Source organism: Adhaeribacter terrigena, from assembly GCF_016623615.1.
GTDB lineage: Bacteria > Bacteroidota > Bacteroidia > Cytophagales > Hymenobacteraceae > Adhaeribacter_A > Adhaeribacter_A terrigena.
In genome coordinates this window covers 415446-427303 of record NZ_JAEHFX010000002.1, presented here as the reverse complement: position 1 = coordinate 427303, position 11858 = coordinate 415446, and the positions used below count along the sequence as shown (strand labels likewise).

Annotated in this window: 10 protein-coding genes; 1 reads left to right on the top strand and 9 read right to left on the bottom strand. The window is 46.4% G+C overall.

Features of this window, described 5'->3' with window-relative positions; genetic code table 11:
• Window positions 1-206: 206 nt before the first annotated feature.
• The 9 genes from I5M27_RS05905 to I5M27_RS05865 form a co-directional block, all read right to left on the bottom strand.
• Entirely contained in the window at window positions 207-2570 is a 2364-nt protein-coding gene (locus I5M27_RS05905) for an arylsulfatase (protein WP_200505255.1), read from the bottom strand.
• A gap of 97 nt (window positions 2571-2667) precedes the next feature.
• Window positions 2668-4068 (bottom strand): DUF1254 domain-containing protein, encoded by a 1401-nt coding sequence (locus I5M27_RS05900; RefSeq protein WP_200505254.1) that lies wholly within the window; start codon window positions 4066-4068, stop codon window positions 2668-2670.
• Window positions 4069-4141: 73 nt separating this feature from the next.
• A complete protein-coding gene (locus I5M27_RS05895) occupies window positions 4142-5077 on the bottom strand; it encodes an HAD family hydrolase (RefSeq protein WP_200505253.1) in 936 nt (311 codons plus the stop codon).
• 168 nt (window positions 5078-5245) lie between these two features.
• Window positions 5246-6814: an arylsulfatase gene (locus I5M27_RS05890; RefSeq protein WP_200505252.1), complete on the bottom strand. Its 1569-nt coding sequence runs from the start codon at window positions 6812-6814 to the stop codon at window positions 5246-5248.
• Between the two features lie 138 nt (window positions 6815-6952).
• Entirely contained in the window at window positions 6953-7810 is an 858-nt protein-coding gene (locus I5M27_RS05885; protein WP_200505251.1) for a bile acid:sodium symporter family protein, read from the bottom strand.
• Between the two features lie 85 nt (window positions 7811-7895).
• Entirely contained in the window at window positions 7896-8615 is a 720-nt protein-coding gene (locus tag I5M27_RS05880; protein ID WP_200505250.1) for a bestrophin-like domain, read from the bottom strand.
• Window positions 8616-8768: 153 nt separating this feature from the next.
• Window positions 8769-9239 carry a YidH family protein gene (locus I5M27_RS05875; protein WP_200505249.1) on the bottom strand — a complete coding sequence of 157 codons (471 nt, stop codon included), beginning with the start codon at window positions 9237-9239 and terminating at the stop codon, window positions 8769-8771.
• A 40-nt stretch (window positions 9240-9279) separates the two neighbouring features.
• Window positions 9280-9642, bottom strand: a complete 363-nt coding sequence (locus I5M27_RS05870) for a hypothetical protein (RefSeq protein ID WP_200505248.1) — start codon at window positions 9640-9642, stop codon at window positions 9280-9282.
• Complete coding sequence (locus tag I5M27_RS05865; RefSeq protein WP_200505247.1) at window positions 9639-10487, bottom strand: DUF2092 domain-containing protein; 849 nt, start codon at window positions 10485-10487, stop codon at window positions 9639-9641. Before I5M27_RS05865 ends, I5M27_RS05870 begins: the two co-directional genes overlap by 4 nt.
• 424 nt (window positions 10488-10911) lie before the next feature.
• Between I5M27_RS05865 and I5M27_RS05860 the strand changes: the two genes are divergently transcribed.
• Window positions 10912-11823, top strand: coding sequence for a formylglycine-generating enzyme family protein (locus I5M27_RS05860; RefSeq protein WP_234462413.1), 912 nt, complete (start codon window positions 10912-10914; stop codon window positions 11821-11823).
• The last annotated feature ends 35 nt before the right edge of the window (window positions 11824-11858 follow it).

The window sequence follows — 11858 nt, the reverse complement described above, 5'->3', positions numbered from 1 at the left end:
GATTTATTCATATAATAATCAGAACCTGTCTCATAGTAATTTAGCGGTTATAACCATCGTTTTTGTCTTACTTTTTCAGCTAAAAACGGTATCATTTTCTACCTGAAAACTACGCTAAATCATTCCGGAACAGGTTCTGATTCTTTGAAACTGAAGCCAGGAAATAAGATCCCAGTTCTGCGGCTATCCCATTTCAAATTGTTGTTTCAATCGCGCGCGATCCTGGCCGCAAATTTCTGTTCCAGGTCCTGGTAAGCATCGTTGCCGATATCGAAAACTACTTTCACTATTCTACCTCCTGAAAAAGGGAATTGGGGTTGATATTCCCTGCTCACCGCATCCCCGCCATCGTAACCAATGCACAAACCTTCGCCGCAGAGCGCATAACGGCCGCTTTGCGTCCGGAACGGGGCTTCAGCTACCACTTTATCGTCCACGTAAAGCTTCATTTTCCCTAAAGTTTCAAGTTTTTCACTCATCGACTCTTTAATGAATTCCACCCCAACAATGTGTTTGCCGAGCGCAGGTGCTTCGCAGGAAAGGCGTTGCTCCGGCGGAATTCCGAGAAAATTATAAACCCATGTAAGCTTGCCGCCTTTCACGAAAAGCGAATAGCCGCCGAAACGCGAACCTTGGGCACATATCACGCCCTGCGAATCGCCAGTAAATTCCACTTCCGCCAGAATTTTGAACGAAACACCTAACGTTCTTGCAGCTGAAGCTTCGGGAACCTCTGTTGTACCGGGATAATAAATGTAGCGGCCATTTTCGGGCAATTCAGCCTTGAATTCCAGTTCGTGAAAATCCTTTACACCCAGATCGTTAAGTGGCAGAACATTGTATTTCTGAGCTTCAGCCATCCAGAGATCAACCAATTCCTGAAGTTTTTCTGGCTCCTTATCGGCCAGATCATGGGCTTCGGACCGATCTGCATCGGTATGAAAAAGTTGCCAGCGGTCTTTATCGAAATGGCCCTGATCTGAAGGCACCGGCGCGTGTTCAGTTGCTGCCTTCCAGCCCTTGTGCCAGATGCCGCGCGTACCCAGCATTTCGTAGTATTGGGTTTCTTTAGTTGTCGGGGCATTTGCGTTATCGAACGTATAGCGCATAGACACCCCAGCCAACGGCGATTGCTTAACCCCGTCCAGCATTTCGGGCATTTTGAGGCCGCAACATTCAAGGATGGTTGGCACAATATCGGTGCAGTGATGATACTGGTGGCGCACTTCGCCTTTCGCTGTAATCCCTTTCGGCCAATGAATAATTAACGGATCGGCTGTTCCGCCCGCGTAAGAGGAATAGCGCTTGAACATGCGGTAAGGCGTGGAAAAAGCTGTTGCCCACCCGGTTGGGTAATGGTTATAAGTGTCCGGACTTCCGAGTTTATCGATCATTTCCAAATTCTGATTAATATCATCGGGATAGCCGTTGAAGAACCGGTTTTCGTTTACGGACCCGTTGGGACTTCCTTCGCCGGAGGCTCCATTGTCAGCACAATAAAGAATAAGCGTATTATCCAGCTGGCCTGATTCCTCCAGATAATCTACTAATCTTCCTATTTGAGCATCGGTGTATTCAGAGAATGCAGCGTAAACTTCCGCCATACGGCAAAAGAGTTTTTTCTCATCTTCCGATAGCGTTTCCCAAGGCCGTACGCTATCCGCATCAGGAAGAATTCCTTCGGGCAGCGGATTTATAGGCGTGAGTTCTGTTCCTTCCGGTAAAATGCCGCGTTCTATCATTTTTGCCAGCACCCATTCGCGGTAAGCTTCGTAGCCATCGTCAAAAACGCCTTTGTACTTATCAATATAATCCTGGGGGGCGTGGTGCGGGGCATGGTTCGCGCCAGGGCAATACCACATATACCACGGTTTTTCGGGCTGTGACTGTTTTGAATCCCGAATGAAACCGATGGCTTTGTCGGCAATGTCTTTTGAAAAGTGATAGCCTTCTTCGGGCTGGTACGGCTGCTCAACAAAGTGATTGTCCTCGATTAGTTCCGGAAACCATTGATTTGTCTCACCACCAAGAAAACCATAAAAACGGTCATATCCCAGCCCAAGAGGCCAACGCTTTTTGGAGGAACCCATATCGAACGCATCTACGGGCACATTGTGGTTTTTGCCAATCCAGAAAGTGCTCCAGCCGGCATCGCGCAGCACGCTGGCGATCGTCCCATTTTCCGGCGGAATGTGGCCGTTATATCCCGGGAAACCAATGGCGCTTTCTGAGATAGAGCCAAAACCATTTTGGTGATGATTGCGGCCAGTCAGAAAACAGGAACGCGTAGGTGAACAAACTGCGGTAGTGTGCCATTGGCTGTAGGTAAGGCCATTTTTCGCCAGCCGGTCAAGGGTCGGCATGTTGATGCGGCCGCCGTAAGGAGACCAGGCTGCACAGCCCGTATCGTCGTAAAGAATAACCAGCACGTTTGGGGCATCTTTCGGGGCTTTTTTTGCCAGGAATGCCGGCCAGTCTGCTTTCGAATCCCGGACATCGAGGTTTATCGTTCCCCGGAAATTTTTTCCGGAGCTGTTATTTTCCGGTGTTGGTTTATTGGTGTTGTTCATCGTTTAATGTTGGTTTTAGGGTTAAGAAGAATTAGTTATTGCTGACTTTTTTTGTTAAGATTCCTAACGTTCCGGAATATCATTAAGCTTATTTCACTTACTCAAAGTCGCCCGGTTTCCAGCTTCCATTGAAAGCCGCTTCTTCCGGTCCGTAGATGCGGAAATAAGCGAACCAACCTTTTTCCGGAATGGTCCTGATCCAGTGGTTATCATGCCCTTCCGGGGCTTCCGGCCCAAAATAAAGGTCGACGGAATTGCCTTCGAGGTTCTTCAGTTCGAAAAGAGAGCGCAGCGCAGCTTTTTTCTGATTGGTTTGGATCTGCGAGCGGGAGCCGGAATCGTAGACGGTAACCGACCAGAATAGCTTACCCGGCACAGGCAAAGGCACGGTAAGCTTGTAACTTTTTCCGCCATCGAGATAAGCACCATCTTTATTGCGCAGCCCGAGCCAGTAAAGTGAGCCCGCTTTGGCATCGCGCCGGAACATGGCTGGCGAAGCTCCGACGGCCTGGTAGAACCACTTTTCGCGCGCTTCGAGGTCGAGCAGGTTGTTCGTATTGAAGTCGCCGTCTTCGTAGCGAAGACTTGCCCATTGCCATTGGCGGTCTTTCCAGGGGAAACGATCAGCCCGGCGGTCCCCAAACGAAAGCACCCGCATTTGCGCATTACCGAGGCGGGCAGCTTCTTCAAGAATGGCCTTCATGCGCGTATTGGGTTCAAAGGGTTTGCCTTTCTCAATACCCAGAGCGGCTAGCATACCATATTCATTGTGATACCCTTGAAAGGAAGGTTCCTGTTGCAGGGTTTCATACAGTATTTCCCAGAACCTGAAATTGTTTTCCCACTCTACCGGTGTAGTATCCTGGGTTTTTCCAGTAACGTCCAGCCATTGCGGTTCTTGCCATTCAGGTGTAGTTTCAAGCGGATAAACTTTAATTGTTTTTAACCGTTCTTTTGCACCTGCCACATCGCCTTCCACAGGCAACGAACGGGCTCCGACAATCTGACGGTTACTGCTGGCGCGGTGCACATAATAGCCTTCCTTAGGCACTTCACCTTTGTAATCAGGGCCAATTAACAGGTGTTTACCACCATTGCCCGCATCGGGCCCTGGTACTCCCATATCGGCAACCCAGCGCTGGTTGATGTCCATGGAGCAGACAATCAGCGGACCGGGGTCGAGCTCGACAACGATCGGTCCTATGCTCAGATCAAGCAAAAGCGGGCCATAAGGCGTATCGGAATTGGCGGTGAATACCAATTGCTCCGGCGCGCAGTCAAGAATCCCGAACACTTTGTTTGGGGTAACACCTATCTGCTCGTTGCCACGTATTATCGCCGCGCCAGATACAGTCGGGTAAAAGAATTTATAAGCCTGTATCGCACGGATCAGATCGGAATCATCATAGGCCTTTTTAGCAGTTGCATCAGTCGGATAACCGTTACTAAAATTATATTTCTCTCCCAATTGAGTAGTTTCGTTTTTTTCTGGTTCCATTTTTTATGTAGTTTTAATTTTTGAATCCCTTTTGGTTGTCTTACTTTTTTGCTCCCAAACCATTGCGATTTTATTAATCTGGAAAGACCTTTTTCCAGTCGTTTTTCATACTGACTATGATCCAGTTTTTAGCTTTGGCTTCTACCAAACCTTCTTTCAGTTCGCCCATGAGCGGGTGTTTTTCGTAGGCCATTTCGCGTTCCGCATCGTCGTGGTGAATGTAGATCTCCAGATTCGGACCGGTACCAGCGGCGGTGTATTGCAACATGTTTAAGTCGCCATCTGAATTACCGCAAGCCAGCACCGGCCGCCGCCCGATGTGTAGGTTTATGTTTGATACTTTTTCAGCCCGGTCGTCGAAGCTCTGGAGCTCGGGGGTTTTCATTAGCGCCGGTTTGCCATCTTTGCTTTCCATTGTGGTTTTGGCACTGCTGCCAATAATTTGTTCCGGCGGAATGCCATAAGTTTTTTCCGCAAAAGCCCGCATAAAATCTACCCCGCCGCCGGAAACGATAAAGTTTTTAAAACCATTTTCGCGGAGATAATTCAGGAGCTCAAGTTGGGGTTGGTACACGCATTTAAGGTAAGGACGCTTGTAAACCGGGTGCTGCGCCGTATCGAACCACTGGGTAGCAGCCGCTTTAAATTCTTCCGGGGAAATACCCGCATGCGAAGCCGCCATAAGTTTCCCGAAATCCTGGTGCGTAAATTTTTTCATGGCCTCATGATCATTTTCCAGCACAGCTTTATAAGGCTGTTGCGTTTTCCAATCGGGGTTCTGCGCAGCCAGACTTTTGATGCGATCGAACATAAAACTGACCTGGAAAAGCATGGGCGCTTCATTCCAGAGCGTACCGTCGTTATCGAAAACAGCAATGCGTTCGGCTGGTGGAATGTAGTTTTTGGAAGCAGAATCGGCAGCGTTTTTTACAAAGTTCAGAATGCGTTCTTTAGCTTCACCATCTTTCCAGGAAGGCAAGGCATCGGCGGTTTTTTGGGCTTTTTCCATAGCGTTTTTCGTTTCCTTTTCGGATTGTTTGCAACTGGTTATCAAGCTAAAAAGCAACAGGAAACCAGCCAGATTCTTCAGGCAGTTTTTTCGCATAAATGCATACCGTTTTTGATTTGGGTTTAAAGAAAAAAGGCGGAACCGGAGATCTACTCCGCCATCACATTTTTAATCTCCGGAAACAGATTCTCCCATTTTGGCAATGGCATCGTCTATGGTAAAAGTGTTTGGTTTTTGGATCGGCGGGAATTCTTTGAAGGTTTCGGCAAACATTCCTGCTGCTGCCTGCGCCAGAAAGAAGAGATAAGCGGTATGTGAGTACCAGTCCCAATAGCTGTTAGACGTGATGTCGGCGAACTCGTAAGGGTCGGTGCGGAGGTTAAAGAGCTTTGGTACCCGCAGGCGGGTGAAGGGCTCCGCCCACACCTGCATAGTGCCCTGGCTGCGCTGCTCCATAAAGACGAACTTCCAGTTATCGTAGCGGAAAGCAAGAATGTCGCCGTCGTCGCTGATGTAGAAGAAGAAGTTGCGCGGGCTCTTTTCTTGCTTACCGGTAATATAGCGAAGCAGGCTCTCGCCATCGATGTGATTTTTGTACGTTCGACCAATTGCCTGGTAGCCTTTTTTGAGTTTTTCTACAACGTCGGGAGCACCAGCCATTTCGAGGAAAGTTGGAAGCCAATCGTGGTGCTGCACAATCTCATTCGAAACAGATCCTGCTTCGATCTTACCCGGCCAACGGATGAGAAGTGGAATGCGAAAAGCACCCTCCCAGTTGGTGTTCTTCTCACTCCGGAAAGGGGTTGTGCCGCCGTCTGGCCAGGTATTGCTATGTGGTCCGTTATCGGTCGAGTACATCACGAAGGTGTCTTCAGCAAGGCCAAGCTTGTCTAGATAGTCAAGCACCTCTCCTACTAGTTTGTCATGATCAACCATGGTATCGTGATAGCCCGACTGCCACTGGCCTGCCTTTCCTTTGCTCTCCGGTTTGGGATGGGTTATGAAGTGCATGTGGCTCGTATTCAGCCACACGAAAAACGGCTTATCATCGTCTGCTTGGCGCTTAATAAAATCCTTGGCTGCGGCAGCAAAATCGTCGTCTATAGTTTCCATCCGCTTCCGGGTAAGCGGGCCGGTATCTTTTATTTTCTGTTTGCCCACGCGGCCCCAGCGTGGCTCAACAGTGGTATCATCCTTATCGGTGGCCCATGAATGGATTACGCCGCGCGGCAGGAACATATCCCTGAATCGTTGATCCTTTGGATAGTCTTCGTTTTCCGGGTCCTCTTCGGCATTCAGATGATAAAGATTGCCGAAGAACTCGTCGAAACCGTGATTTGTGGGCAGCATGTGGTTGAGGTCGCCAAGATGGTTTTTACCGAACTGACCAGTGGCGTAACCCTGCTCTTTGAGGAGTGCGGCAATGGTAACTATCTGCTCATTCATTCCAATTGGCGCACCCGGCATTCCTACTTTGGAAAGACCAGTGCGCAATACGCTTTGCCCGGTTATGAAAGAAGAACGGCCGGCCGTACAACTTTGTTCGCCGTAACTATCCGTAAACATCATACCTTCTTTAGCGATCCGGTCTATATTGGGCGTTTTGTAACCCATCAGGCCGTGGGAGTAGCAACTCAGGTTAGAGATGCCAATGTCGTCTCCCCATATCACGAGGATATTTGGTTTTTTCTTGCCGTTGCCGGCTTTGCCGTTCTTTTTTGGATTTGGTTTTTTCATAGAATTAGCTTGACTAAATGGTTAAGGATCATTCATTTTTGATTTTTTTCAGGAGTAATAATTGCGGGTGAATAGCGGAGTTAAGTAATAGCAGTTTTTCAGGCTAAAAGCATAGCGTTTTTCTTTAATCGCCTGGTTTTACTTCAGGGTCTGATTTGCTTTTGCCAGCCACTTCAGGTAAGGGATAGAAACGATAGCATTAATGAGCAGATAAAGTAGAATGGCGGCAGGTACCAGTTTATGGTCGGGCATATTAGCGCTGGCTACGGAAAAGGCAATTGCCGGGTGACGGGAAGCGGAAGCCAAGGCTAAAACCGAACGGTTTTCCTGGTACGGTCCTCCCAGAAAATGGCCTGCCAGCATTCCTGTAACCGAAAAAGCAGCAATGGCCAACACCGTTCCGTTACCAATTAAATGAATGATTGCCGGAAACATTTTAACCAAAATTGGCAATGCCGAAACAAGAAGTAAGATCTGCGCAATGCGGGCAACCGGGTGCGCAATTTTTCCGGAAAGAACCGAGGCGAAATATCTCAGAACAACTCCTAAAATTAATGGCACAATTACTGAAACCAGCGCAGTAATGACGAGCCCTTTTATAGAAGTATTAACCGGTTTATCGTAAAAGCCGCCTAACATTTTTAAGGTAAGCGGTATAAGAAACAGGCATAAAATGGAGGCTATGATCATCAGCCCGATCACGTAGCCTTCGCGGCCACCAGCTTGCAATGGTTTTTTAGGAAATAAGGGCGCTATAGGCGAAACTGAAATGGCAACCAGCGCTACTTTTACCAAATGCGGCAAATCGAAATTCAGGACGATTACAAGCGCAATTGCCGGCATAATAATGTTCATGGCCAGCACGGAACGCACCAAAAGCCCGGGGTTCCGGAATAAGTAAAAAGCATCTGCTGCAGGAGTTTTTAAACCGTAACCCAAAGCCGTGAGAAAGAGGCTTATTTTCAGGACCAGCATAATTAGGGTTATGGCATTCATAACAGGCTGTTTATAAAATTGCGTTTTAACTTTTTCGGATGGTTTGGATAGCCTTTTGGTTTAACAGAGAAATCTACCAGGCTTTTTAGAGTGCATCTTTTTGCATAGTTTCCTGCACATTTTTTAAGGGTTCCTGGCTAATTTTAAAACGACCTTCACCGGTAGTATCCATTTCCGCGATCAGGACCATAACCATAGCAAAAGAAGCGGCTAATAAAGGAACACCCCATAATCTGCGGATGCCGTAAGTTCCGGTCTGGTAGCCGATGAAGAAAATTCCTAAAACTGTAAGCAGCAGCAGCGAAGACCAGATAATATCCGGAATGCGGAAAACCAGGCTAATGGTTTTTCGTTCCTCGTAAACATTTATTACATCGTTCAAGGATCCCAGAAAAAAGGTTCTGATCTCGGAATCGAGGTCTTCTTTTACCAGGGAAGATGCTTCCTGCCACATCAGGTTATGAAGTTCCTTCATTCTTGCAATTGATTGCTCACTAACCTTTTTACCATCCACCATTAAAAGAATCCCGGTATATTCCCTCAGGTATTTCCGGATAGCATTTTTTTGCTTTTCCGGTATCAGATTTGCGCGGAGGTAACACGTATTAATAGCATTTGCCTCCTGAATTACCAATTCCTTCCGGTCGGAAAAGCGTTCTTCGGTTAAGGAAAAAGTAAACCCTAACATAAAAGCTAACAAGCCCAAAACAGCGCCTACGGCTGTATCAATTGGAGCATCCGGTTCCTTGGCCCCTTTCTTAACTCTTTTATTAGCCACTATCGCTCCTGCTTCTGCCGCAAGCATAGAGATTACTACAAGTAGTAAAAAAAAGGCCCAGAAGGGTAAAGCATTTATAAATAGCCCAATTTTCATAATCTTCAGGAACTGGATCTCATTAATTGGCTTCCAACCTTTTTCAGTCTATTTTCCTACTATCTCCAGCGCATTCTTAGAAGCTTAGTAATAATTGATTAACATTTTAAAGATGACATAAATCCCTAACAGGAATAGCAGAACAGCAATGATCAAGGTCATCGAGATCGGGAAGGTATCGCCGGAAATAATTAATTTTTCAAGCTCCATTTTTTCGCGTTCGGCCCGCACCTGTTTCATAAAAGCGATATGATATACTATGCCCAGGATCAACATACCAATTCCCAAACCAACCAGCGATAATCCCAACTTGCCGGCAAGTTCACTGGGATCTTTTTTAAGATCTATTTCCACCAAATCTTTCATGGAGCGGAAAACCTGGAAAATAGTAAAACCGAACCCAATAAGAGCCAAAGCCGTGCGGATGATACTCATTAGCGTCCGGTCGGCAGACAACCGGGTACGCTGGAACGACAAGGTTGTCCGCTGCCGCGAAAGGCGGACGGAAGTTTCATCGGCTGTAGGTTCTGAAGTATTTTTTGGCGGGTTTTCCATACCGTTTTATTCTTTCGGAAATTCAGAATATTTCGCTTTTTCAATCATTCACCTGAATGTAAACCAGGTTGGCACCCTGGTATTGAGGCCGGTAACGGATACCGTTACAATCATAAATGCCCGAGCGGTCGATGCAGCCATGCGGTAAAGAGTAAAGAATTGCTGCCGTAGTAACAGCGGCAGCAGCGGCGACCGGTGCCACATAGCCCACATCGCCTTCAATAATATCATGGCGCCTTTCTACCCGTCGGGCAGATCTGCGGGCAGTACCGCGCACATCTCGCCTAATTTCATCGTTGTGGATATATTGCGCCATTATTTCTTCGGCACCTAATACGAATAGGAAAAATGCCACTATAAAAGCCGCGCATTTTTTCAGGTTAAGGCTAGATAGATTTTTCATTTCGAATTCTTTTTAGCGTCTTTCATTTCTTTAGCCTGCACAAAATCAACTTTCCTAGAATCGGCAGGGGGAACAAAAGCAAACATTTCATTATTAAGTGTAGGCTTTACATTCCAATCCGAAAATTCTACAAGGAACGCTGGCTTTTCGGGCATATTTTTACTAATGATCTCGTACTTGCGGGGAAGCGGCTTATCACCTTTTTCGATCCAGATATCCCAGTCTACTTCCTTGCTTTTGAAAGCTAAGCGGTAACAGGAAATGCCGTTAATTTTTTCATCGCCTTTGAATTTGCCTTCTATAATTTCTTCCAATAAACCGGTATAAGGATTGGTATAGATCAAATCGGCGCCTGGTGGGTCTAATTGTAATTTATCGCGGGCGGCATCCAGGGCCTGATCTAAAGTGGGGGGCGCGCTAGCCTGGGCATACATATTTATTTTTTTCCCCATTACAGTAAACTGACTGCCATCATAATACACTGATGCAGCTTTTTCGCCGCTGGCAGCGTTCACTCGTAATTTATTGGGCCGGTCCACGTAAACTTCAGAATTATAGGACGTTTGATGCTTCTTATTGTCCTTGAGTACTTCTTCGAAACTACCCTTAGAATTATAAGAGAACTGGTCTAAGCTGGTAAGGTAATCGCTCATTTGCTTAAGGATCTGGTCGGCCTGCTTGTCAATTTTGGGAGTTTGGTTTTTTGTGGAAAGCAGGATAGTTGTTTCGGGCTTTTCGGGCAGAGCCGATAGTATTTTCCAGCTGATGCTTAAAACTCCAAAGAGGATCAGCGAAAATATAAGCCATCTGGCCGTACCGTTTTCTTTTGAATTTGAATGGTACATAGTTTAAAGATTTAAGGATAAATTATAGGGCTAATTAAAAACTATCTGGGTTTGGTCGGGGGTTTTGTTTAAGGTTAGGTGAGTTTCTTTAATGTACAGAACAGGTTAAAGACTTTTTCGTTTGAACCGTTCACTAAGTAAAAACCGCCGTTAGCCAGTATAAACACCATCTTAACCTCTAATTAAGAGATGTTTATGGAAAATTGTTAACCAAAAATCCGGTATTTAGCTTATTTTTAAGGGAATTGGAAACATATTCTAGTTTATTTACCTGTTAGATTTCTTAAACAATCAGATCATTAGATGGTATAAAACTTAGTTACTGGACTTCGATTATTTAAATGTTTATCACATGGAAACATCTTCAATTACTGAAAGCAAAAAACTGTTAGTCCCCAATGTTAGTCAACGTAAACCGGAAGGCATGAAATGGATACCGGGCGGTACTTTTAAGATGGGTTCTGAAAAGCACTATAAAGACGAAGCACCAGTACATACCGTAAAAGTGGATGGTTTCTGGATGGATGTAAGTCCGGTTACCAATGCCAAATTCCGAAGATTTGTGGAGGCAACAAATTATGTAACGTATGCCGAGCGGCCATTAAATCCGGATGCTTACCCGGGAGCATTACCGGAAATGCTGGTACCAGGTTCGATGGTATTTCAAAAGGCAAAGCAACGGGTTGATCTGCGCTATATGGCCAACTGGTGGAATTATATTCCTTACGCCAACTGGAAACAACCCCATGGCCCCGGCAGCAACATTGCAGGAAAAGATAATTATCCGGTTACGCAGGTTGCCTGGGAAGACGTGGAAACTTACGCCAAATGGGCCGGAAAAGAATTGCCAACGGAAGCCGAATGGGAATTTGCTGCACGTGGCGGTTTGGAGGAAAAAGAATTTACCTGGGGCGACGAGGTAGCTCCCGGCGGGATAATGATGGCCAATTACTGGCAGGGCGAATTTCCATGGCAAAACTTGATGCTCGATGGTTATGACGGAATTTCACCAGCCGGGGCCTTTCCAGCTAATGGCTATGGCTTGTTCGATATGACAGGCAACGTTTGGGAATGGACCTCAGATTGGTACCGCGATAAACACCCGGAAAACCCGCAAAAAGCTTGCTGCATTCCGCAGAATCCGAGAGGTGGCTTTATGGAGAACAGTTACGACCCGCGCCAGCCAAACATTAAAATCCCCAGGAAAGTATTGAAAGGTGGCTCCTATTTATGTGCTATCAATTATTGCTACCGCTACCGCCCAGCCGCCCGCATTCCGCAAATGATCGATTCGGCGGCCTGCCATTTAGGTTTCCGGTGTATTAAAAGAGTTTAGAAATTAGTTTTTATAAGGGTAGTTTTCAGAAATAA